Annotated in this window: 23 protein-coding genes; 18 read left to right on the top strand and 5 right to left on the bottom strand. The window is 41.2% G+C overall.

Annotation, left to right across the window (positions count from 1 at the left end; genetic code table 11):
- The first annotated feature begins 170 nt into the window (after positions 1-170).
- Complete coding sequence (locus tag M5U24_RS12875; protein ID WP_099325141.1) at positions 171-905, top strand: tetratricopeptide repeat protein; 735 nt, start codon at positions 171-173, stop codon at positions 903-905.
- Positions 906-1083: 178 nt separating this feature from the next.
- Here the strand turns inward: M5U24_RS12875 and M5U24_RS12870 are convergent, their stop codons facing one another.
- The 3 genes from M5U24_RS12870 to M5U24_RS12860 form a co-directional block, all read right to left on the bottom strand.
- Positions 1084-1287, bottom strand: a complete 204-nt coding sequence (locus M5U24_RS12870) for a hypothetical protein (RefSeq protein WP_099325142.1) — start codon at positions 1285-1287, stop codon at positions 1084-1086.
- A gap of 66 nt (positions 1288-1353) precedes the next feature.
- Complete coding sequence (locus M5U24_RS12865; RefSeq protein WP_099325143.1) at positions 1354-2040, bottom strand: tetratricopeptide repeat protein; 687 nt, start codon at positions 2038-2040, stop codon at positions 1354-1356.
- Positions 2041-2243: 203 nt separating this feature from the next.
- Positions 2244-3458, bottom strand: a complete 1215-nt coding sequence (locus tag M5U24_RS12860) for an ISAzo13 family transposase (protein WP_099325144.1) — start codon at positions 3456-3458, stop codon at positions 2244-2246.
- A gap of 514 nt (positions 3459-3972) precedes the next feature.
- Here M5U24_RS12860 and M5U24_RS12855 point away from each other — a divergent pair.
- Positions 3973-4734, top strand: a complete 762-nt coding sequence (locus tag M5U24_RS12855) for an AAA family ATPase (RefSeq protein WP_298202649.1) — start codon at positions 3973-3975, stop codon at positions 4732-4734.
- Between the two features lie 183 nt (positions 4735-4917).
- Positions 4918-5523: a hypothetical protein gene (locus tag M5U24_RS12850; RefSeq protein ID WP_099325146.1), complete on the top strand. Its 606-nt coding sequence runs from the start codon at positions 4918-4920 to the stop codon at positions 5521-5523.
- A gap of 94 nt (positions 5524-5617) precedes the next feature.
- On the opposite strand, the gene M5U24_RS12845 is transcribed toward M5U24_RS12850, so the two are convergent.
- A complete protein-coding gene (locus M5U24_RS12845; protein WP_099325147.1) occupies positions 5618-6424 on the bottom strand; it encodes a biotin--[acetyl-CoA-carboxylase] ligase in 807 nt (268 codons plus the stop codon).
- 466 nt (positions 6425-6890) lie between these two features.
- On the opposite strand from M5U24_RS12845, the gene groL (M5U24_RS12840) reads away from it, so the two are divergent.
- The 13 genes from groL (M5U24_RS12840) (at position 6891) to M5U24_RS12780 (ending at position 20382) form a co-directional block, all read left to right on the top strand.
- Positions 6891-8564 (top strand): chaperonin GroEL, encoded by a 1674-nt coding sequence (gene groL / locus M5U24_RS12840; RefSeq protein WP_211435976.1) that lies wholly within the window; start codon positions 6891-6893, stop codon positions 8562-8564.
- A gap of 89 nt (positions 8565-8653) precedes the next feature.
- Positions 8654-8944 (top strand): co-chaperone GroES, encoded by a 291-nt coding sequence (groES, locus tag M5U24_RS12835; RefSeq protein WP_099325149.1) that lies wholly within the window; start codon positions 8654-8656, stop codon positions 8942-8944.
- 49 nt (positions 8945-8993) lie between these two features.
- Positions 8994-10613 carry a chaperonin GroEL gene (groL, locus tag M5U24_RS12830; RefSeq protein ID WP_099325150.1) on the top strand — a complete coding sequence of 540 codons (1620 nt, stop codon included), beginning with the start codon at positions 8994-8996 and terminating at the stop codon, positions 10611-10613.
- A gap of 518 nt (positions 10614-11131) precedes the next feature.
- Positions 11132-12250, top strand: a complete 1119-nt coding sequence (gene dnaJ / locus M5U24_RS12825) for a molecular chaperone DnaJ (protein WP_099325151.1) — start codon at positions 11132-11134, stop codon at positions 12248-12250.
- A 76-nt stretch (positions 12251-12326) separates the two neighbouring features.
- Positions 12327-12614: a zinc ribbon domain-containing protein gene (locus M5U24_RS12820; protein ID WP_099325152.1), complete on the top strand. Its 288-nt coding sequence runs from the start codon at positions 12327-12329 to the stop codon at positions 12612-12614.
- The gene (yacG, locus tag M5U24_RS12815; RefSeq protein WP_099325153.1) at positions 12601-12804 is read left to right on the top strand and encodes a DNA gyrase inhibitor YacG; all 204 of its coding nucleotides are present in this window, start codon (positions 12601-12603) and stop codon (positions 12802-12804) included. The genes M5U24_RS12820 and yacG overlap by 14 nt, the downstream gene beginning before the upstream one ends.
- Positions 12797-14002 carry a hypothetical protein gene (locus M5U24_RS12810; protein WP_099325154.1) on the top strand — a complete coding sequence of 402 codons (1206 nt, stop codon included), beginning with the start codon at positions 12797-12799 and terminating at the stop codon, positions 14000-14002. Before yacG ends, M5U24_RS12810 begins: the two co-directional genes overlap by 8 nt.
- 144 nt (positions 14003-14146) lie before the next feature.
- Positions 14147-15337, top strand: a complete 1191-nt coding sequence (gene der, locus M5U24_RS12805; protein ID WP_298202648.1) for a ribosome biogenesis GTPase Der — start codon at positions 14147-14149, stop codon at positions 15335-15337.
- 371 nt (positions 15338-15708) lie between these two features.
- Positions 15709-16263: a class I SAM-dependent methyltransferase gene (locus M5U24_RS12800; RefSeq protein ID WP_230408063.1), complete on the top strand. Its 555-nt coding sequence runs from the start codon at positions 15709-15711 to the stop codon at positions 16261-16263.
- Entirely contained in the window at positions 16260-18449 is a 2190-nt protein-coding gene (locus tag M5U24_RS12795) for a UvrD-helicase domain-containing protein (RefSeq protein ID WP_298202646.1), read from the top strand. Before M5U24_RS12800 ends, M5U24_RS12795 begins: the two co-directional genes overlap by 4 nt.
- A 21-nt stretch (positions 18450-18470) precedes the next feature.
- Entirely contained in the window at positions 18471-19634 is a 1164-nt protein-coding gene (locus tag M5U24_RS12790; protein ID WP_164994370.1) for an IscS subfamily cysteine desulfurase, read from the top strand.
- Positions 19635-19662: 28 nt separating this feature from the next.
- Positions 19663-20109: a Fe-S cluster assembly scaffold protein NifU gene (nifU, locus tag M5U24_RS12785; protein ID WP_099325158.1), complete on the top strand. Its 447-nt coding sequence runs from the start codon at positions 19663-19665 to the stop codon at positions 20107-20109.
- A gap of 42 nt (positions 20110-20151) precedes the next feature.
- Positions 20152-20382: a sulfurtransferase TusA family protein gene (locus tag M5U24_RS12780; protein ID WP_099325159.1), complete on the top strand. Its 231-nt coding sequence runs from the start codon at positions 20152-20154 to the stop codon at positions 20380-20382.
- A gap of 143 nt (positions 20383-20525) precedes the next feature.
- Here the strand turns inward: M5U24_RS12780 and M5U24_RS12775 are convergent, their stop codons facing one another.
- Positions 20526-20738: a phage integrase N-terminal SAM-like domain-containing protein gene (locus M5U24_RS12775; RefSeq protein WP_205713351.1), complete on the bottom strand. Its 213-nt coding sequence runs from the start codon at positions 20736-20738 to the stop codon at positions 20526-20528.
- Positions 20739-21591: 853 nt separating this feature from the next.
- Here M5U24_RS12775 and M5U24_RS12770 point away from each other — a divergent pair.
- Together M5U24_RS12770 and M5U24_RS12765 are read left to right on the top strand one after the other, a co-directional pair.
- Positions 21592-22467, top strand: a complete 876-nt coding sequence (locus M5U24_RS12770) for an Rpn family recombination-promoting nuclease/putative transposase (protein ID WP_164994369.1) — start codon at positions 21592-21594, stop codon at positions 22465-22467.
- A 20-nt stretch (positions 22468-22487) separates the two neighbouring features.
- On the top strand, positions 22488-22695 hold a 208-nt coding region (locus M5U24_RS12765), incomplete at its 3' end, for a hypothetical protein (RefSeq protein ID WP_298202645.1).

Raw genomic sequence — 22695 nt, 5'->3', positions numbered from 1 at the left:
AGATACGAAATACGCAACAAATTCTAAATTCATTCAGTTGTATAAAATTCAATTGTAAAAAAATGCGTATGAAGTAAATTGCCTTGAATCCATTGGGATTGCTGATAGAATGAAAAAAGACACCTTTTTACAGTCGGTTCGTTCATTTTAATGTGGAGATAATAAAATTAATGAAAGTGATTATAAATAATTTGAATAAAGTCGTTCCCTGTGTCCTGATGCTCTTTGTTTTCTACGGATGCGGCAAGCCTCAATCCCCGGATAATATTGAGGCAAAGGATGCGGGTAATGTTGTTGAAGGTTATGCTGCATCGCAGGAAGAAAAAAAGATAGTCAAAATTCCTGAAAATATGACCGCGGAACAATATTATAATTATGGATTGGACAATATTAAAAAAGGGCAATTTGACGTATCAATTGCGGCATGGGAAAAAGCGATAGAGTTAGACCCGGCAATGGTGGCGGCATACGAAAAACTGGGAAAGGCGTATTATACGCAGGGTGAGTTTGATAAAGCCGGCCGCATTTATAGAAAAGCTATTGAGTTTGATCCCTACAATACAATGTTATATTTTAGTTTGGGGGTTGTGTACCGGATGAATTTGCAATATGAGGATGCAATTGATGCGCAACTGAAGGCATTATCACTGGACCCGAATCTCGCTATAGTCTATAATGAAATGGGCTTGATTTATTGTAAACAAAAGAGATTGGATGAAGCCGTTGCCGCTCATAAAAAGGCTCTTGAGCTCAATCCAAACCTGGGGAATGCGCACAATTATCTTGGTGTTGTTTATTTGTTGAAGGGTATGAGTAAAGAAGCAGAAATGGAATTTGCTGAATACAAAAAATATGAAGCTGGCGGCAATATGCCTTCAGGTCATGGTGCACCTTCTGCTCACTAAGGGAATTGGAAAGGCGTGTCAATTTTGCGGAAAAATTCTTTAATTGAGATTTGGTATTGCAATGTGTGGATGCTACGTTGTTATATGAATTTACACTCAGGTGTTGGTCGCTTAATGTCCGGCGCCATGATGAACAATGGTCGTGCCTTGCAATTGTTTCCCTTATGAATAAGCGCAACTAGTCGGAATGATCCTGCTTTTCCATGTATTTTAAGAGTGCCATTTGTGTGATGGCAAATTCTTCTATTTTTCTGGACTTATGTAAAACGTGAAGCCAGTCTTCCGTTGTGCCGTAAGGGCCTCCTTCATTTTTTAATGTTTTCTCTAAATTCTTTAAATCTAATTCCAATAACTCGAGTCTGTTCTTTATTTCTTTCATCATTAGTAGCTCCTGCTGTATTGACTAATTTGCCGGTTTCGCACAGACTCACGGGAAATAGTAAATTCATCACTTTCCTTTTTTGTCCAGCCCTTTAGCACGGTATGCGAGAACTAGTTTTTTTTGGAGCGCCTTATCTTCCGGTTTAAACCCTAATGCTTTTTTGTATTCATCAATGGCTTCATCAATTGCACCTGATGAAAAATAAACATCGCCAAGATTATAATGAATATTTGCCCTTTGCAGGGTTTTATTTGCCGGAATAAGGTGCAACGATTGTTTATATTCATTTGTCGCATCACTGTACAGTCCTTTGCTTTGATAAGCATACCCCAGGTTGTAATGTGTTTCCGGCGAGCCTGGATTCTGGGCAAGGTCTGTTTGAAAGGCGCATATTGCCTCGTCCTGCAACCCCATGTCACGATATAACAAGCCAAGGTAATAATAAATCCTGGGATAGCGGGTATCGTTTTCCAGTATTTCGTTATATGCGGCAAGCGCTTCTGAGTAGTTTCCCTGATTTCCACATGCAAGGGCGAATTGAAAAATCTCGTCTTTGCTCATTTGTTTTAATTTTGCACCGATGTTTTGCCGGGTGGGATTTGCTTTGTTTGTGTCGGTCTGAGCATTTTTAACGGCGTAATTTGCCGGAGCATAAAGCGTCCCTATGTTTGCGTATTTGGGATCTTCTTTGCCGCATCCAAGAACCGAACAAAAACAAAATAAACTACATAATATAGGGTAAGCAACTTTCATATTTCATTTGGCAGTAAAAAAAATTTTGGAGATCTAATCTCAATAGGGTAAATGAAACATGCGTGATTTTCAAGGAAAATAAGTGGCATTATCAATGTAAATTAACTGTTTGAAAAAGGATATGGAATTTATTAGCAGTGAGAGCAACAAAGGTTTGCGGGCGTTTTATAAACGTATTTAGGCTCTGTAAATAAATAAAGGTATCAACTTTTCACTATTGCTTTTGGTCTTATGACGTAGTTCCAGTCGCCGTGAAATTTATTGCGCTCCACATTGATGTTTTCCATTTCTTCATCACTAACCTTTCGTCCTGTCGGATATTTCCGGCGATCCAGCCTACAGGTTACTTTCAGTCCCTTTGCAGTGGTCGTTTTGGCGATAAGATTGACGATCGTTTCGTAATCCCGCAACGGTTCACCCCGCCAATTTGACGTAATAAAGGAAAAGAGTCGGTGCTCGATCTTGTTCCATTTGCTGGTTCCAAGAGGAAAATGACAAACTGAAATACACAGACCGGTTTGATCAGCAAACTTCTGCAATTCCAACTTCCATAGTCTCAAGCGCGACCCATTACTCCCCCCGCCATCGGCTGTGATCAGAATCATGTTCGCATCCGGATAAAGCCGCCGTCCTTCAAAACGCCACCATCCGCGAATCGACGCTACCGCAAATGCGCCGGTATCATGGTCGGTTCCAACATTGACAAAACCGGAATTGCGCCCGAGGTCGTAGATACCGTAAGGATAGGCGCGTGGGACTTCTGGGTTGGGAAAGTCGTGGCCTTGAACCTTCCTCGGTTGTTTTGTAGGAAGCCACTGTTGACCGGCATTGTCGTAGTTGCCGATGAGTTCTTTCTTCTTTGTGTCCACTGAAATCACAGGAACGCCTTGCTTCAGACACTTCTTTACCGCGGCATTGATATGCCGGAATTGCTCATCGCGATCCGGATGGTCTGCTCCCTCTTCCGTCTTCCGGTTGCTCTGCAGACTATAGTTCAGATCGTTGAGTATCTGCGCCACCTTCGCGTGACTGACCGGATACTTCTTCCTGGCGAGTTGCGCGGCAATCGTCCGCGTACTCTTGCAAATCCATCGCAGGGGAGATTCCGGATCGCCGCGTGTTTGGCTATCGATCATTGCTTCCAGCGCCTCCAACAAACGCGGGTTCGATTCTGTGAGGGATTTGCGACCAGCGCCAGGGCGACGAATGCGACCAGCCGGAGGCACTATCCCTTTTTGAATCTCGTCAATTCCCTTGGCAATGGCTTTGCGCGACAAACCACATGCGCGGTGGACCTCAGAGATTCCACCAAAACCCAAACTTAAGGCTTCATTTGCTGCCATGACACGGCGCGTACGCTCATCCAATAACGGCCATACCGCATGCAACTTCTGTTTCAATCCAAGTGGAGTATACATGGACTGAAAGTATAGCATTACCCTGCGCCAATTGCTACCTTTATTTATTTACAGAGCCTTAATACGTGCAAAATATGACATGAAGATTCATTATTTTGAAATAGTTCGATACTGTTGTCAGTAAATAATTGAAAAAGCGGAAGACCTGGATGGAAAAGTTTAGTTGCAAATATAAAACGATTTTTGTATAGTTAACTTATTCTCAAATCAGGGGTTGCTGTTATATGTACGAGAAACAAAGGTATTGTCATGATCTAAGTCACTGGTATCGGCATTTTGATATAACTATTTGTTGTATTACAGGTTATATTAGCTGCTTACTAAAATACAAATTTATCGGTACATTACTCATAAACAATCAGAAACCTTTACGAAAAATAAGGAGAGTTTTGTTTTTTAAGTGAAATACAAATAATACACCTTTTTTGTTCCACGGAAAAATATTTAAACAGTAGTAGTAATTAATAAATTACACAACCAACCTGTAAAAGGAGGGTATACAAAATGAGAAGTATTGCATTGCTCAATCAGAAGGGGGGTAGGGAAAACTACTACAACTGCGAACCTGAGCGCATGTCTTGCGGCATTAGGGAGGAAGGTGCTGGCTATCGACATGGATCCTCAGGCTAATTTAAGCGTGCATCTTGGGGTGGACATTCATAATTTACAAAATTCGGTGTATAGTTTAATCATGGGGAATTGCAGTCCTTCGGAGGTGATTTTGCACACGGCAAATATTGGCCTTGATATTATACCCTCTACGATAGACCTCTCTGGGGCGGAGATTGAATTGGTAGGTATTGTTGGAAGAGAAACCGTTCTGAAAGAATATTTGGGGGACTCAATAAATGCGTATGATTATGTGCTTATTGATTGCCCCCCCTCGCTTGGGTTATTGACAATCAATGTTATGACGTTTGTGAATGAATTGTTCATTCCCGTACAAACTGAATTTTTTGCGTTGCAGGGAGTAAGAAAATTACTTGATACGTATGAGATTGTGAAAAAACGATTAAATCACAATCTGGAGATTACCGGCGTCATTCTTTGTATGTATTCAAGTCGCGCACGGCTTTGTAACGAGGTGGTGGAAAAAATTAGAGAATATTTTGACGAGAAAGTTTTTGACACGATTGTAAGAAAAAATATTAAACTTTCGGAATCTCCCAGCCATGGAAAGCCGGTTATTACCTATGCACCCGATTCACATGGATCCGAAGATTATATGTCTCTTGCAAAAGAGGTGATAAAAAGGGAAAACAATCATAGACGCTAAGAAATAGTATTATCCGTGTGTTTAAACCTCTCGATAGTTTGTTTTAGAGCTGATTTTCAATAGTGCAGATTTATTTTTGCAGAAGAAGATTTGTTCATTTTCCGGTAAAAGCGATCCTTCCTTTATAGCATTATATTGTGCATGAGGGTTGCGGTTATTACACCGAAAATTTCGAGGTAAAAGATGAAAAAGAAAAATGTACTCGGACATGATCCCCTGGCATGGATGAATTTGGAACGGGAAAGGAAGTCGCCGTTGCCTGAAGGTGTCAAAGAGGGAGATAAAAACGTGGTAGAAAACAAACAACAAAAAGTGCAGAATGCTGCAAAACAACAATCTTTCCCATTGCTGAAGGGGGATGAAGATAATAGTATTTCAAAGGGTAATCAGGCAGAAAGGGTTTTTAATGTTATCACCGGCAGTAATGAGCCTCCCCCGAAGCCAAAGGTCGTAATCGACCGTTTGTATGAAGAAATATCTAAAAAAGCTGCAACTACCATTTCACCGAGTAACGAGGCGATTGCAACGCCTGGCGCAGCAAATAGGTTTCAAAAAACAGAACCACCTTCCTCAGGCTATGGTGCAGCAAAGACAGGCATGGGCATGCCGTCAAGGGTAAATAAATTACCGGCTACTGGTTCTGGAGTACAGTTTTCTACGTATCTTATCGTTGCATACACGGTGTTGTTGCTTATTCTGGGATATTTTGTGTATACGGACTTCTCGAAGCGCACAAATAGACTGGAGGCAAAAATATATGCAATAGAGAGGGCATTGCGTTTAAGATAATAGTGGGAAAATGCGGACAGTTTTTTTGTAAAGGGCAAAAGGATATGATATTTTGTTTCTGAAAAATATATGCTTAATACCTTGCATGCTGTTTTCAGCTTTTTATTGTAGCGTGCTCACCCCGGAATATTTTCGTACCTCCATTCTGTAATTTTAACATTAACCCGCCGTTGTAGGATATTCCGATTACTTTGCCGGAATATTCCTTTCCATTGTCAGTGATTATCAGATCTTTCCCCACAGTTACACAATATTCTTTCCACTTTTCAGTAATATATTTAAAGTGTTCATCCCGAAGAATTAAATACCACTTATCGATATATTGGAGCAGTGTTCTGGCGAAAGATATACGGTTAACGTATTCTTTTTTTTCTATTGCAATTGATGTTGGAAGTATACTCGTTTTTTTCGGCAATTCGGTTTCTGTTGTGTTGATATTTATGCCGATCCCTATTAAAAATATGGGTTGTTTTTTGTGATTCTTTTCCATAGTTACCAGTACCCCCCCCCATTTCTTTCCTCCGATTAACAGGTCGTTTGGCCATTTGATTTCCGCTTGTAATAGGAAGGATTCACGAACCATTTCCGTTATTGCCACCGCTATAGTGCCTATTAACAGGCATAAATTGTCAGGTTTCATAGTATATTTGAGCAGAATGGTAAGGAGCAAGCCCTTGTATTTTGGGCAAAACCAAATATGGTTTGAACGGCCCCTGCCGTTCGTCTGTTCTTCGGCAAAAATGGTAGTGCCGTTTTTAAAATCTGTTTGTATAAGTTCCCTTGCTGCATCCATTGTGGAAGTGATTTTTTCATGATAAATAATTTCACTTCCGACAATTTTTGTCTTTAAGCCATCCATGATTTCTTCTGGTCTTAAAAGGTATGAGGCTTTTGTTTTCATTTAAGAGGGTGCTTTACAGTGTTTTTATACAAAATTATTATAGAAGAGTATTAATGAAACGCGGTCAATATCTGATATGCTTTCACTATATGTCAAAATTTATTTTGAAAGTCAATAGTATAAATAGAAAAAACAATTGTATCTTGTTTTTAGAGCAAATTTCCTTAATTTTATTTGGTTAAGCCTCTCGTCTTTGTCATAAGGATTTTTTGAGGAAATGAAAACTCTGCCATACTGACAGTTGCGATAGATGGCGGTTTTTTAATTCTGTCACTATGGCATATTCAATGGCTATAACTATATTGTTCCGCAAGGTGTAAAACTTAATATTTGTGCTGGTTAAGGCATATTATTAACAACAATTTGGCTGAGGCATGTGTTTTGCTCGTTACTGTTGGGTTAGTAAGTTTTATGATACTATCATGAGCGTAGTATAATCTCTATCCGGAATTTTGAAAGGAGGTACTTGATGGCGAAGCAATTGGCCTTTAGTGATGAGGCAAGAGCCGCGATTGCCAGAGGGGTGACAAAACTCGCAAGGGCAGTTAAGGTGACTTTGGGGCCAAGGGGCAGAAATGCTGTGTTGGATAAGGGGTACGGGAGCCCAACCGTAACTAAAGATGGAGTAACGGTAGCAGATGAGACGGAGCTGATAGACCCTTATGAAAATACAGGCGCCCGGTTGGTGAGGGAGGCTGCTTCAAAGACAAGTGATGTGGCCGGGGATGGCACCACAACTGCCACGGTTCTGGCTGAGGCAATATTTTTGGAAGGACTAAAGTGCGTGACGTCCGGCGCAGACCCAATGGCGCTCAACAGGGGGATGCGCAAGGCCCAGGAAAAGGTGGTAAGCAAATTAAAAGAAATGAGCAAAAAGGTTCAGAACCAAAATGATATTGCTAATATCGGCTCCATTGCGGCAAATAACGATAAAGAAGTTGGTAAAATGATTGCCGATGCAATGGATAAGGTTGGGAAAGATGGTGTGATCACCGTCGAAGAAGGAAAAGGTCTTGATACACGCGTGGAAGTAGTGGAAGGCATGCAGTTTGACCGTGGCTACCTTTCCCCGCATTTTGTAACAAATCAGGATACTATGGAGGTGGAATTAAAGGATCCCTATATTCTGGTATTCGAGGATAAGGTATCGACGATTAAGGGGCTTGTGCCACTGCTGGAAAAATTGGCGAAAACGGGAGTTCCTCTTTTAATTATAGCGGAAGATGTGGAAGGGGAGGCATTGGCAACCCTTGTTGTTAATAAACTTCGTGGCACTATAAGTTGTGCAGCAGTAAAAGCGCCGGGTTACGGAGACCGCAGGAAGGCTATGTTGGATGATATTGCAACCCTTACCGGCGGGAAGGCCATATTTAAAGATCTTGGAATTCAGTTGGAAAATATTGATATTCGCGATTTGGGGCGCGCTAAAAAAGTCACTATCGACAGTGATAACACTACGATTGTGCAGGGCGCCGGCAGCTCTGACGCCATATCCGGCAGGATCAATCAGATAAGAAACGAGATAGAAACAACAACCTCGGATTATGACAGGGAAAAGCTGCAGGAACGTTTGGCGAAGCTTGCGGGCGGCATTGCTCAGATTTTGGTGGGAGCCGCCACGGAAAGTGAGATGAAAGAAAAGAAGGCACGGGTTGAAGACGCGTTGCATGCTACGCGGGCTGCTGTTGAAGAAGGTATTTTGCCAGGCGGCGGTGTTGCTCTCCTCAATACCATTGAAGTTTTAGAAAAGCTTAAACTGGATGGTGATGAGGCAATGGGCGTTGATATTGTAAAAAAGGCTCTTTCCTCTCCGGCAAAACAAATATTTAAAAATGCCGGGCTTGAAGGGTCTGTAATTGTAAAGAAAATACTAGACGCCCGTGATTCTATGTATGGCTATGATGCAGACAAGGGAGATTACTGCAATATGATAGAGGCCGGCGTAATCGACCCTACGAAGGTGACGAGAAGCGCTCTCCAGAATGCCATAAGCATTGCCGGAATATTATTGACCACCGAATGCATTATTACCGATATCCCTAAGAAAGAAGGCGAAGGCATGCCATCTGGTATGGGTGGCATGGGCGGTATGGGTGGTATGGGTGGTATGGGTGGTATGGGCGGCATGGGAATGATGTAGCCGTCAGGTTCGTTAAAAAGAGTATATAAAAGTTTTAGGGAAAAAGATTTTTTCAATCAATTTATTGCTAAGGAGGTAAATAAAAGAGTATGGCAAACATTAAACCGTTAGATGACAGGGTAGTTGTTCAGCCTATGGAAGCTGAGGAAAAAACAAAGGGTGGTATCGTTTTACCTGAGACAGCAAAAGAAAAACCAATAAAAGGAAAAATAATAGCAGTTGGCGAAGGAAAATTATTGGAAAATGGTAAAAGAGCAGATTTATTGGTAAAGGTGGGCGATGTGGTTTTATACGGAAAATACGCAGGAACAGAGGTTACGGTTGACGGCAAAGAATATTTGATTATGAGAGAAAGCGACATTTTGGCGAAAGTTAACTAAGCTTGAGCAATGGCAAATAATTAAATTGTAATTTCTTGGAGGTTATAACATGGCAGCAAAGCAGTTGATTTATGATGAAATTGCCAGGGGGTCGCTTCGAAAGGGGATAAGACAATTAGCAGACGTCGTTCGGGTAACTATGGGGCCTACCGGAAGGAATGTGATACTGGAAAAGGGTTTTGGCGCCCCCTCTGTTACAAAGGATGGTGTAACTGTCGCAAAAGAGGTTGAATTAAAAAATCCCTTTGAAAATATGGGCGCTAAAATGGTATGTGAAGTGGCGTCAAAAACCAGTGATATTGCAGGCGATGGTACGACTACTGCGACCATTCTGGCAGAGGCAATTTTCAATGAGGGGATGAAGTATGTCACCGCAGGCGCTAACCCTATGGCGCTCAAAAGGGGTATTGACAAGGCGGTGGACGTTGTGGTCGCAGAACTGAAACAGTTAAGCATCCCCATAAAAGGACGCGCAGAGATTGCGCAAGTGGGTACAATTTCTGCAAACAATGATGCTTCTATTGGAAATCTTCTTGCAGACGCGATGGATAAGGTAGGGAAAGACGGCGTGATTACGGTTGAAGAGGCGAAGGGGATAGAGACTACTTTAGAAATTGTTGAAGGTATGCAGTTTGATAAGGGGTATCTCTCTCCTTACTTCATAACAGATGCTCAAAATATGGAAGTGGTGCTGGAAAATGCATATATATTAATTCACGAGAAGAAGATATCCAGCATGAGAGATCTCCTGCCCTTGTTGGAAAAGATTGCAGGTAGCGGAAAACCATTTTTGATAATTTCCGAGGATGTTGAAGGTGAAGCGCTGGCAACTCTCGTTGTGAATAAGCTGCGCGGTGTATTAAGCTGTGCGGCGGTTAAGGCTCCAGGGTTTGGCGACCGCAGAAAGGCTATGCTGGAAGATATCGCAATATTGACGAACGGAAAGGCAATTACCGAAGATTTGGGATTAAAGCTGGAGAATATCGGGATAGAAGATCTTGGAGTGGCAAAGAGGATTACCATAAATAAAGATAACACGACAATAATCGAAGGTGCGGCTACGAAAGAAAACATTCAGGCCAGGATCCGGCAAATCAAAAATCAGATTGAACAGACAACGTCAAACTATGATAAAGAAAAACTCAGCGAGAGGCTTGCGAAGCTGGCTGGCGGGGTTGCGGTAATACACGTTGGGGCGGCAACCGAAGTCGAGATGAATGAGAAAAAGGCACGCGTGGAAGATGCTTTACATGCAACCAGGGCTGCTGTTGAGGAAGGTATTGTGCCAGGGGGAGGCATCGCTTACATACGTACGATACCTGCACTGAAAGAGGCAAGTAAAAATGCTAACGGCGATGAGAAGATCGGTATGGATTTAATTGCAAAAGTGCTGGAAGCTCCCTTACGGCAAATTGCGAATAATACCGGGGCAGACGGTTCGGTGGTTTTTGAGGAAGTGAAGGGGCTTTCCGCAAATATGGGCTATAATGCCAATACTGGCGAGTATGTTGATATGTTCGTGGCGGGTATTGTTGATCCTGCGAAAGTATCGAGAGTGGCATTGCAAAATTCGGCAAGTGTCGCCGGTTTATTGCTGACAACTGAGACTATGGTGACGGAATATAAAGAGGATGAGGATGAAAAAATTATAAATGGCAGCATTCATTAAAATAATTTCAGAACTACTACTCATTATTAAAGTGAAAAGGCTGCTACATGTAGCCTTTTTGCTTTTGTACACACCACCACACTGTCATAAAAATCAGATACCCCTTCGCAGGTGATTTAAAATGACCATGTCAAAGCAGGAAAAACTATTAGGAACACGAGGAAATAGTGGTGACGTTCTGTAGCGGCAATTAATGAATTGCCGCTACAGGGCTTAATACCCGTAACTATTCAGCGTAAACGATACACGGCTCGTTCCCAAACCTTATACTGAACATAGTGAAGTATCTGTTTGGGAACGAGTTGTGCTCTGATCTCCGGTAGTTTAATAAATACGCTGAATAGTTACTAATACCCTGTGATTGCAAAGACCTTTCAAAAGGTGGACAATGTTTTAAGGCCGTACTGACGGCAGAATGGGTGTTTTAAAACTTCCTTGATTTTATTCTGTTCTATGCACTATAATTTTTTTGGTACTTTTTAAATAATTAGAGATAAAATTCGAAAAATAAAATACTTATGGGACGAGATTACTATCAAATATTGGGAGTAAGCAGGAACGCGGGCAGCGATGAAATAAAAAAAGCGTATCGACAACTGGCGATGAAATATCACCCCGATAGAAATCCCGGTAATAAAGAATCTGAACAAATGTTTAAAGAAGCGGCGGAAGCATATGGAGTATTGAGTGACGCCGAAAAGAAGAAATTATATGATCAATACGGAGAAGAAGGCCTGAAGGCCACAGGCACTCGTGGTTACAGCTCCTATGAGGATATCTTTGATGCGTTTGGAGATATATTTGGTGGCGGAAGTATTTTCGATGAATTTTTTGGCAAGGGAAGAGGCGGTGGAGAAGCCGGTAAAAGAGGGGCAAGTTTAAAATGTGATATCGAGATGGGGTTTAAAGAAGTTGCTACCGGCGTAGAGAAAAAGATCGAACTTATGCGAAGGGAAATATGCGATGCTTGCCGTGGTACTGGCGCTAAGGAAGGTACTTCTCCGGTTACGTGTCCTTACTGCGGAGGGAAGGGACAGGTGCAACAATCGCAAGGGTTCTTCACATTGCGCACTACATGTCCTAAATGCCGTGGCACTGGCAAAATTATCGAATCGCCATGCAGAAAATGCGGCGGAACAAAACGATATCCAAGAAGGGCGACAATATCGGTAAAGATCCCGGCAGGGGTAGAAGATGGCACAAGACTGAGACTGGTGGGACAGGGCGAACCAGGAGAGAATGGAGCACCTTCCGGTGATTTGTATTGTGATGTCCACGTCACGCCCCATCCAATCTTTCAGAGGCATGGAAACGATGTATTGTGTGAAGTCCCCATTAGTTTTGCACAGGCGGCATTAGGCTGCAAACTTGATGTCCCGACATTGTCTGGCAATATCATTCAGGTGAAAGTGCCTAAGGGCATACAAAATAACGAGATTATCCCTATTAAAGGTGAAGGGTTTCCTAATATACACAGGCATGGCAAAGGTAATTTGCTGGTTCAGGTGGTAGTTGAAACACCAACGAAGATTTCTTCGCGTCAGGAAGAATTGTTAAAAGAATTCGCCGAGCTGGAAAAAAATAATATTTCTTCCAGACAAAAGAAGTTTATTGAAAAAATGAAACAGGTATCATAATATTTTTTATTGAAAGGAGGTACAACTTAATTGTATTGCGGCTCTTTTGTGCTGCTGTAAAAATTAAGTATGATATATGCCAACATACGAATACAGATGTAATGAATGTAGTCATAAATTTGAAATGTTTCAATCTATAAAATCAGATCCGGTGAAGGAATGTCCTTCCTGTGGTCGTTTTTCTGTGGAAAGAATTATTGGGACGGGTGGGGCAATAATTTTTAAAGGTTCAGGATTTTACCAGACGGATTACCGGAGCGAAGAATATAAATCCAGTGCAAAAAAAGAATCAGAAATAGCAAAGCCGGAAACAAAGGATAAAAAACAAGAGAAAAAGACAGAAAAAACGCATGCAGAAAATTAATTGTCCGAATTGCAGAAAAATACTCTTTTACCAGGTGATTAAGGATTTGCCCTATTTCCCTTTTTGCAGCAACAGGTGCAAATTGGTTGATTTTGGTGCCTGGTTGGATGAGAGTTACTGTATAGGGGAGCCGATGGGGAGTGACGGGTCAACATGTATATATGAAAAGGGAGAGGAAATGGATGGTTAAAACAAAGACACACGTACATAGCTGGCGCGATATTTTTGTTGCTTTTAAAATGGCATTTGATCCTAAGATGATGTTTCTCGGGTATGCAGGCCTTCTTATCAGTTTAGCCTGGTGTATGACGGCGGCATCTTTTTTTTCTGCACTAAAAATAATAAATTTATCACCGTTCTTTTTTACGAAAATTATTTTATCCCCGATGCGGGATAATTGCCCCATACATGGAGCAAATTTTTCATCTGCCGCAGCGATGTTCAGTGTGGGCGGATTTATATTCTTTATAACAATTGCTCTGGGACTCCTGGCAATATGGTCATTTTTTGGCGGTGCAATTACCAGAATAGCTGCACTGGATTATGCGAGGGATGAAAATGTTAGGTTAATAGATGCTGTTATATTTGCCAGAAAAAAATTCTGGTCATTTTTTTGGTCGCCAATGATTCCTTTTATAGGGGTGTTTTTTTTCGGAATATGCAATGTAATTGGCGGTTTAATAGGAAGGATACCGGTATTGGGGGAATGTGTGGTTGCTTTAGGGTTTCCCTTTGCCTTTGTTGCCGGCTTATTGATGGTGTTAGTCGGGATAATAGGTGTATTGGGTATGTGTTTTATGTACCCTACCATTAGCGCTGAAGGGTCGGATGCATTTGACGCGGTAAGCCGTGCATACAGTTATGTAATTTCAAGACCAAAACGGTTTTTGGGGTATTGTGGAATATATATAGTATATGGCATTATTTGCGTTTCAATAGTTGCTTTTTTTGCATGGCTGGTGATTCATCTGTCTTTCTGTACGGTAGGATTTGGGATGGGAGAAAAATTTTATACCGTTAAAGCATATATACTGCAACGATATAATATTGCATGTTTAGGCTTTTGCATGAAGCCTGCTGACGAATCAAAGGCAGTGGCATCTGTTCTTGCCGGGTGGTCTCTGAAATTCCTTGCGGGCATGTTGATTGTTTATATCTTTTGTATTAAATTGGCCGTATGGAATTTTTTTATTAACTATGTATTTTCCGCGAAAACAGTTATTTATTTTTTATTGAGAAAAGAAATAGATAGTACCAATGTTACCGATGTGTATTTGGAAAATAACAGCCGGAATGAACTGACGACTGATATTAAAAATGATGATATAAAGAAACTTTCCGAAAATACACACAATGATGATGTCCGGAGTGACCAATTTAAGGAATAATCGTATTGCCTTGCCAATTCAATTCATGCAGAGCATCAAATGCATTTCCTTCCACACTGTTTGATGGAGCCGTGACACAATAAATAATTGTGACAGGTCTTTTAAAACCAAACCTAATTTAATAGCAATCAATTTGGGGTAAAAATGCAAATACCGGTAGCAGTAATTGTCGGAAGGCCAAACGTGGGAAAATCTGCGTTGTTTAATTGTTTTTCCCGACGGAGAATATCTATTGTTGAACCTACCTCCGGTGTAACCAGAGACCGGGTATCAACCGAAATACGCCATAAGGATTGTGTGTTTGAGTTGGTTGATACTGGCGGCATGGGGATAACAGATTCAGACGGCCTTACAGAAGATATTGAGATGCAGATAGAAGTAGCGCTTGCGGCGGCGGATGTTGTTCTTTTTGTTGTTGATGTACGCGAAGGCGTCACGCCTTTAGATAGAATTGTCGCAGAAAGATTACGGCATGTAAAAAAGGAAGTAATCCTTATCGCAAATAAGGTCGATACACCGAAATTTGAGCATTCAATGGGCGAATTTAACGAACTGGGTTTTGGAGAACCACACCCGGTTTCTGCAATAGAAGGATATGGCAGGTCGGACTTGCTTGACAAAATCATTTCTCTTTTTCCTCTCCAGGAACCTTACGACAATACAGATTCCGTACCTATTATGAAAATGGCAATAGTAGGGAAGCGAAATGCGGGAAAATCCACTTTAATTAATACCCTTGCCAGAAAGCAACGTGTCATTGTAAGCGAGGTGCCTGGAACGACAAGGGATTCAATTGACGTGAAATTTGAAATGGATAATAAACAGTTTTTAGCAATAGATACCGCCGGTGTACGCAAAAAAAGCCAGGTAAAAGATTCTATCGAATTTTACAGCATGGCTCGTGCGGAAAGGTCTATCCGGCGGGCAGATGTGGTATTGTTCCTGATTGATGCAACCCTCAAAATCTCAGATGTAGATAAGAAGTTAGGGGCGTACATCGACCTGGAAAGAAAACCATGTGTGATCGTTATTAACAAATGGGATTTGGTTAAGGGCATTGAAACAGAAGAATATCATGAGTATATAAATAAAAGCCTGCCGGGTCTTTCATTTGTCCCTATTTCATTTATTAGCGCCAAAAACAACGATCACGTTGCCGAGATGATTCACCTTGCGATGGATCTTTATGAGCAGGCCAATACAAGGGTTTCAACGTCGGAGTTAAATAAGGTGGTAGAAGATGCCCTGAAGTTGCAACGTCCCGGGCAAAGAAAGTCAAAAACACCGAGGATATATTACTGTACTCAAATAAGTGTCGCCCCCCTACATTTGTAATATTTGTAAATGACCCCACACTTTTTGATAATAATTATGAACGATACCTTGGTAATCAGCTTCGCCGCAAACTGGCATTCCCGGAAATTCCTCTTAAATTTTATTTCCGTCAAAGATCACAGACAAAACAGAAAACGGAACATTCATAGTTCATATTTAAATCAGTTGTGGATTCAAAAGACAAAAACCCAACAAATTTTCCCTGTAAGTATTTTCTACAGATAAACCGCAAATAAATTTCTTAAAACCCATCCCCGAATGCATCCAAAAATGCTGAAGATCATAAAATATAATAGTTTTTATCTTGGTTTTTTGTTTATAATGTTTTTTTAATATGTGTAACTGTATTATTTGCAGGTGACCAGGATAAATTGTTTTGGGATAGCAGATATAAGACGGAGGAATATATTTTTGGCAGGGAGCCTACCGCATTTTTAAAGGAACATATTAGTCTTTTACCCAAAGGAAAAGCATTGGATGTTGCAACGGGCGAAGGCCGCAATGCCGTTTTTTTGGCAAAAAACGGGTTCGAGGTGGACTGCTGCGATGTTTCTGCCGTCGCCATTGAAAAGGCAAAAAATCTGGCAAAAGAAAACAATGTCCGCATTAATGCATTTGTAGCGGATTTGAAAGACTATAAATTGCCCAAAAATTCCTATGATGCAATAACCTGTTTTTACTACTTACAAAGGGATCTCATTCCTCAAATAAAGGACTCTCTCAAGGTCGGGGGAATGATCATGTACGAGACCTTTACTGTTGAGAATGCTGAACGCGGTTTTGACGGGCCTAAGAACAAAGAATATTTATTAAAACCGAATGAGCTGCTGTATTTTTTCATGGATTTTAAGATTATTTATTACCGGGAACTCGTTTTAGACGATAAAAAGGCGATAGCAAGTTTAATTGCGGAAAAATACAAATGAAATTTTTAGAAGATGTTACGGACAAACAGCGTGAAGCGATTACCCATATTGACGGTCCTCTTTTGATTGTTGCGGGCGCGGGTAGCGGAAAAACACGGGTAATCACACGGCGTATCGGCTATTTAATGTCGGAAGGTATTTCCCCATACAATATATTGGCCATAACATTTACCAATAAGGCGGCAAATGAAATGGCTGAAAGGGTGAAAAAATTTTCCTCTCATAAAGGAATGTGGGTCTCCACATTCCACAAGATGTGCTCAAGAATTTTAAGAAAAGATATAGAATTGCTTGGTTATTCAAAAGATTTTACCATTTACGATACGGTGGATCAATTGAACAGGATTAAATCCATCATGGCCGATTTAGAGATTGATACCGCCCACTGGAAGCCGAGGAGTATTATAAGTTCCATCAGCAATGCCAAGAACAAACTTATCGACCATGAACGATTCGCTGCAACAGCGTCAGATATTTATCACCAAATGGTTGCAAAAATTTATAAAAAATATGATACCATGCTAAAATCCGGCAATGCTCTGGACTTTGATGACCTTCTCATAAAGACGGTTGAACTTTTAAAAATACGCCCGGATGTATTGTCTTCATATCAGGAACGGTTTAAATATATCCTCATCGATGAATATCAGGATACTAATTTTGTTCAATATGCTATTTCACGGCTGCTAGCACAGAAATACAAAAATATTTGTGTGACGGGAGACCCTGACCAGTCGATTTACGGCTGGCGCGGTGCGGATTTAAGAAACATAATGGATTTTGAAAAAGACTATCCCGACGCCAGGGTCGTGCTACTGGAGCAAAATTATCGTTCGACAAAGAACATCCTGCTGGCGGCATCGAGTGTTATTCAAAAAAATAAATACAGGAAGCAGAAAGAAATCTGGACGGAAAATGAACATGGGGAAAAGATAAAGACAATACATTGCGAGAATGAACATAGCGAGGCGGAAGAAATCGCAAAAACAATCAGGGCGCTGCGCGGAAATGGAATAAAATATACGGAGATAGCCCTGTTTTATCGTACCAATGCCCAATCCAGGACGCTGGAAATAGCACTCAGAAATGCCGGGATTCCCTATGTAATAGTTGGCGGCGTCGAATTTTACCGGCGAAAGGAGATAAAAGATATACTGGCGTATATTAGATTATGCGTAAATCCATGCGATGACTCGGCGTTAGAACGTGCGATTAATACGCCGGCCCGCGGTATTGGAACTACTACAGTTAAGAAAATAAAAGAATGGGCTGAGAGCCGGGAGTCAACACTATTCAACGCCATTGGGATTGTGGATGCAATTCATGAAGTCACCGGCAAATCTGCCGCGGCAATAAAAAGGTTTTATGAACTAATTATGGTCTTGCGCCATATGCCGGAGACGTCAGTGGAAAAAACACTTAAAAGCATAATTGACAAAACAGGGTATATCCATTTTCTCAGAAAATCTGAAGAAAAAGAGTCTGAGGACCGCATAGCGAATGTGGAAGAATTGGTGAATGCTGCCCATGAATATGATGCAAACCATACTGACGGTTCTTTACAGGGTTTTTTAGAGGAGGTGGCGCTGATTTCCGATTTGGATACGGTTGAAGACATGGCGGAAGCGGTGACACTTATGACATTGCATACGGCGAAGGGGCTGGAATTTCCGGTCGTGTTTATTTCCGGTATGGAAGAGGGTTTATTACCTCATTCAGAATCGCGGATTTCAGAGGAAGAAATTGAAGAAGAACGGCGGTTGTGCTATGTGGGCATAACCCGGGCGATGAAAAGGCTTTTTCTTACGTACACAAAAAGGAGGATGAGATACGGTCAATTGATACCATGTGTAGCATCCCGGTTTTTAGATGAAATACATGCTGACTGCATGGATAGGCTGGATAAGACGGAAAACCATTTTTCTTACGAATATCAGGGGAAGAGTAATTCATGGGAAAACGACGCAGTGGAAGCCTGCGATGTGTTATCAGAAAGTGACGTATTTCTCTCCGGAAATGTCCGGACTTTTTTAAATGGCGAGGTGGTACGGCATCCTGTGTTTGGCATCGGAAGGGTACTGGAAATGCAGGGAAGCAATGAGAAGGCAAGTGTTAAAGTGAGTTTTAATATCGGCGGAACAAAGAATCTCATGCTGGCATATGCGAAATTGGAAAAAGTAACTTAGGATGAAAAGAAGGGAGGTATAATGAAAAAACTTTACATGGATAATACCGCGGGAACGCCAATGCATCCACAGGTGATAGATGCAATTATCCCATTTTTAAAAGAAGGGTATGGCAACCCTTCCAATATACATCAGTTTGGAAGATTTACAAGCGATGCAATACGAAGTGCGCGTGAGAGTGTGGCAAATCTTATTAACGCAAAAGCAAACGAAATTATTTTTACCTCAAGCGGAACTGAGGCAAATAATTTTGCAATAAAAGGCATTTCTGCCGCAAACAAAAAGAAAGGTAATCATATTATTACCTCTGCAATAGAACATTTTTCCGTACTTAATCCCCTGAAATCCCTGGAGAAATCAGGATATGAAATTACCTGTTTGCCTGTTGATAAGTACGGATTGGTAAATCCTGACGATGTAAAAAATGCGATTAAACCGACAACGATATTGGTCTCGATACTGTTTGCCAATGGCGAAATCGGGACAATCGAACCGATCAGAGAAATTTCGGCGGTTGTTAAGGCAAAGGACATTATTTTCCATACAGACGCCGTTGCCGCGGCAGGAAATATTCCTATAGATGTTGCAGATGTGGCGGTTGACGTGTTAAGCATGTCTGCAAACCAATTTTATGGCCCGTCAGGAACAGGTGCGCTTTATGTGAGAGAAGGGGTAAGGCTTCTTCCCTTGATAGAAGGCGGGGTGCAGGAAGGTGGCAGAAGGGCTGGAACGGAAAATGTTATCGGCATTGTTGGTATGGGAAAAGCGGCTGAATTGGCAAAGAGCGAAATGCCACAACGAACAAAACAGATACAGAAATTAAGAGACATGCTGCACGACGGGTTGTTGGGAAAAATCAGCCATATCCATATAAACGGGCATTTGACAAACAAGCTTCCGGGAAATCTGAGCGTGTGCATAGAATTTATTGAAGGTGAATCGGTGCTGTTGTTTCTGGATATGCAGGGCATTGCAATTTCAAGCGGTTCCGCATGCACTTCACGCTCTTTGAAGGCGTCACATGTAATAATGGCGACAGGCGTAGACCCTGCGCTGGCTCAGGGTACGGTACTTTTTAGTATCGGGAGGGAGAATACGGAAGAAGACGTTGAATGTGTCCTTGAAAAAATGCCTCCCATTGTGGAACGTCTTCGACAGATGTCCCCATTGTACCAGCAGAAATAACAGAAAATAATAATAAGGAGGTATATATATGCAATATAGCGCAAAGGTAATGGATCATTTTGCAAATCCGCGTAATGTAGGAGAAGTTGCTGAGGCAGATGGCGTTGGCGAGGTGGGAAACCCTGCATGCGGCGATATCATGAAGATGTCCATTAAGGTGAAGGATAATGTAATAGTTGACGCAAAGTTTAAAACATTCGGCTGCGGGGCGGCTATTGCAACCAGCAGTATTTCTACAGAAATGATTATAGGAAAAACGCTTGACGAAGCGTTGCGGCTTACCAATAAAGCAGTCGCAGAAGCATTGGATGGCTTGCCGCCGGCAAAAATGCATTGTTCTGTATTGGCAGAAGAAGCAATTGAAGCCGCTATCGATGACTACCTTAAGAAAACAACTGGAAAAGGCCTGGAGAAAAAGAAGGGGCATTCACACGAAGAGCATCACCACCATGAACCCGATTTCCGGCCAAATTAACGCATTGTGTTTTATGCAATAATAAAGAGAGGATTCATAGCAATGAAAGCGGATGAAACACTCGATTGTTACGGACTTATGTGTCCGATGCCCATTTTTAAAACCGCAGGCAAGATGAACGAAATAGCGCCGGGCAAAATACTTGAGATAATCGCTACAGATGAAGGAATTAAAAAAGACATTGTTTCGTGGTGCAATAGCACGGGAAATGAGCTTTTAGAGATAAACGAAGAAGAAGGAGAGATTCACCTGTTTGTGAGAAAATCGAGTTAGGGTTTAGGTTTGACCCCAAGCCCCTCCCAAGAGGGGAATACTTGGAGTCCCCTCTTGGGAGGGGCAAAGGGTGGGTTCACGTTATAATGAATAATTTTGAATGCTCTCTCCATGAATTTACACACATTCAAGTAAAATATCAGTCAACGGCTTTCTTTTTTACAAAAAATCGGGAATATACCCAATTCCATATAGAGCACCTGCTTGTAGTGGAAAACAAGGGCATTTAACGCCTGATTCATGGTGTTTGCTGCAACATTTGCGGTGGCCAGAAATGAAATATATTGTGCAACTTCCTCTTCTCCCAGTCTCAAATCAAACAAATCAAATTCGTGAAGGCTTAATTTTCGTAACACTTTAGTTTTTTGAAAAATGTATTACCTATAAGCTCCGTAGGAGTGGCCTGTTTGTAGCAAAATAGAATATTATAACAGATATTAGCTCCGTTAGGAGCGACCTGTCTCTTGTAAATCCATATTAAACAGGTCTGCCTGAATACGGACAGGCCGCTCCTACGGAGCTATTTACCTTATTGAATTTTATTGCGCTACAAACAGACCGCCCCTGACGGGGCTACATGGTATTTTTTCTATCACGGGAATTTTTCAAAAAACTAAAGTGTTACTAATTTTCTCATATCACAAAACGCATGTTTGAATCCGTAAGATTCTGCAAACATCGGAAACAAATTTTTTCCAAGATACCGTGGGACGCAAAAGTATATCCCGCATGCAGTCACAAAAAAAATATTGCTGCAATAATAACCTTTCGAAATAAGAGCCTGTTGTTTCGATGTCTTTTAGTGATTCTTTCACCCGGATAAGATAATTTATTTCATAATTACAGAAAAGTTGTCATAACAAAGTTGCTCGGGTTTAAGGATTTTTGGTATGTATCATATTCTCGGTTGAGGGTTATTTCTGTCATGAAACGAATGAACAAATCAGCTTCATATATTTATGAAACAAAATCGTTAACCGCACGGAGTATCTCTAATCACATATTGTAACTATTAAGCGTAAACGATACACGGCTCGTTCCCAAACCTTGTACTGAACATAGTGAAGTATCTGTTTGGGAACGAGTTGCGCTCTGATCTCCGGTAGTTTAATAAATTACGCTGAATAGTTACTTAAAATCAAAAATAGATAAAGGATAAACCTGCTTTGAGGTAAAGATTTTTACAGAAAAAACGGAGGACTTGCATTTATGGAGGTTTTCAATCCACACGACAAATTCTTCAAAGAGACATTTTCCATACGGGAAAATGCAATCGATTTTCTTAGCGGGACGTTTCCGCCGGAAATTTTAAAAAAGCTGGATTTATCCACTTTAACACAGGATAATAATTCATATATCGACGAGGAACTCAAAGAACATTTTTCAGACATTGTATACACCTGTTTCTGTAAAGACAAAGAGATCAGGATAACCCTTTTATTTGAGCATAAGAGTTATGCCGTAGCATGTCCATATCTTCAGTTGATGAAATACCTTTTAAAGATATGGGAAGCAAACAGCAAGCAGACGCAAAGGCTCATACCGGTAATTCCGGTAATATTGTATCATGGCAAAGAGACGTGGAAAGTCAGGCGATTCAGAGACTATTTTGAAGGGATAGACGAGGTATTCTTTAGATTTATACCGGAATTTGAATATCTGCTGACGGATCTAAGTTGCTACAGTAATGAGGAAATAAAGGACAGGGCATTCAGAAGGGTATCCCTTCAAATAACCATGTTATTAATGAGGAACATATTTGATGAGGAGTATCTGGAAGACAAGCTAAAGGTTTTCTTCGAAATAGGGAGGCAATATTTTGAAGAGGATGAAGGGTTAAAGTTTCTGGAAAGTGCAATCAGGTATTTGTACTATGCGTCGGATATAGAGGAAGAAAGGGTAATAGATACCCTAAAGGAAATATCGGAGGAAGGAGGTAAATTAAGTATGACAATAGCGGCTCGATTAATAGAGAAAGGCAAGTTGGCTGGTATAGAGGAAGGCAGAAAGGAAGGCAAAGAGGAAGGCAGGATAGAAGGCAGAGCGGAAGGTGCGATAGAGGGGGCGAGAGGAAGGGAAGGTTAAAAGGTAGGATAGAGGGCATAATGGAGGGCTGGAAAGATGGCGAGTGGAAGGGTGAAAGGAAAGGTCGGATAAAAGGTCTAAAGGAAGCAATAGAGATTGGTTTGGCGCTAAAGTATGGCGTTGAAGGTTTAAAGCTTCTGGAACGTATCAGGAAAATAGTAGTAATAGAGAAGCTGGAGGCAATAAAAGAGGCGGTGAAAATATCAAAGAATATGGAAGAAATTGAAA

The sequence above is a fragment of the Candidatus Kuenenia sp. genome (assembly GCF_027493735.1).
GTDB lineage: Bacteria > Planctomycetota > Brocadiia > Brocadiales > Brocadiaceae > Kuenenia > Kuenenia stuttgartiensis_A.
Note: the sequence above shows the minus strand (reverse complement) of the source record. Positions and strands in the feature narration are given on the sequence as shown.

Excerpts from the sequence above, each read along its gene's own strand:
- M5U24_RS12810 (WP_099325154.1), top strand. The coding sequence starts at position 12,797 with ATGGTTAAAACAAAGACACACGTACATAGCTGGCGCGATATTTTTGTT.
- M5U24_RS12790 (WP_164994370.1), top strand. The coding sequence starts at position 18,471 with ATGAAAAAACTTTACATGGATAATACCGCGGGAACGCCAATGCATCCA.
- M5U24_RS12820 (WP_099325152.1), top strand. The coding sequence starts at position 12,327 with ATGCCAACATACGAATACAGATGTAATGAATGTAGTCATAAATTTGAA.
- dnaJ (WP_099325151.1), top strand. The coding sequence starts at position 11,132 with ATGGGACGAGATTACTATCAAATATTGGGAGTAAGCAGGAACGCGGGC.
- M5U24_RS12870 (WP_099325142.1), bottom strand. The coding sequence starts at position 1,287 with ATGATGAAAGAAATAAAGAACAGACTCGAGTTATTGGAATTAGATTTA.
- yacG (WP_099325153.1), top strand. The coding sequence starts at position 12,601 with ATGCAGAAAATTAATTGTCCGAATTGCAGAAAAATACTCTTTTACCAG.
- nifU (WP_099325158.1), top strand. The coding sequence starts at position 19,663 with ATGCAATATAGCGCAAAGGTAATGGATCATTTTGCAAATCCGCGTAAT.
- M5U24_RS12780 (WP_099325159.1), top strand. The coding sequence starts at position 20,152 with ATGAAAGCGGATGAAACACTCGATTGTTACGGACTTATGTGTCCGATG.
- M5U24_RS12875 (WP_099325141.1), top strand. The coding sequence starts at position 171 with ATGAAAGTGATTATAAATAATTTGAATAAAGTCGTTCCCTGTGTCCTG.
- M5U24_RS12865 (WP_099325143.1), bottom strand. The coding sequence starts at position 2,040 with ATGAAAGTTGCTTACCCTATATTATGTAGTTTATTTTGTTTTTGTTCG.
- groES (WP_099325149.1), top strand. The coding sequence starts at position 8,654 with ATGGCAAACATTAAACCGTTAGATGACAGGGTAGTTGTTCAGCCTATG.
- M5U24_RS12770 (WP_164994369.1), top strand. The coding sequence starts at position 21,592 with ATGGAGGTTTTCAATCCACACGACAAATTCTTCAAAGAGACATTTTCC.
- M5U24_RS12795 (WP_298202646.1), top strand. The coding sequence starts at position 16,260 with ATGAAATTTTTAGAAGATGTTACGGACAAACAGCGTGAAGCGATTACC.
- M5U24_RS12860 (WP_099325144.1), bottom strand. The coding sequence starts at position 3,458 with ATGTATACTCCACTTGGATTGAAACAGAAGTTGCATGCGGTATGGCCG.
- der (WP_298202648.1), top strand. The coding sequence starts at position 14,147 with ATGCAAATACCGGTAGCAGTAATTGTCGGAAGGCCAAACGTGGGAAAA.
- M5U24_RS12850 (WP_099325146.1), top strand. The coding sequence starts at position 4,918 with ATGAAAAAGAAAAATGTACTCGGACATGATCCCCTGGCATGGATGAAT.
- M5U24_RS12845 (WP_099325147.1), bottom strand. The coding sequence starts at position 6,424 with ATGAAAACAAAAGCCTCATACCTTTTAAGACCAGAAGAAATCATGGAT.
- groL (WP_099325150.1), top strand. The coding sequence starts at position 8,994 with ATGGCAGCAAAGCAGTTGATTTATGATGAAATTGCCAGGGGGTCGCTT.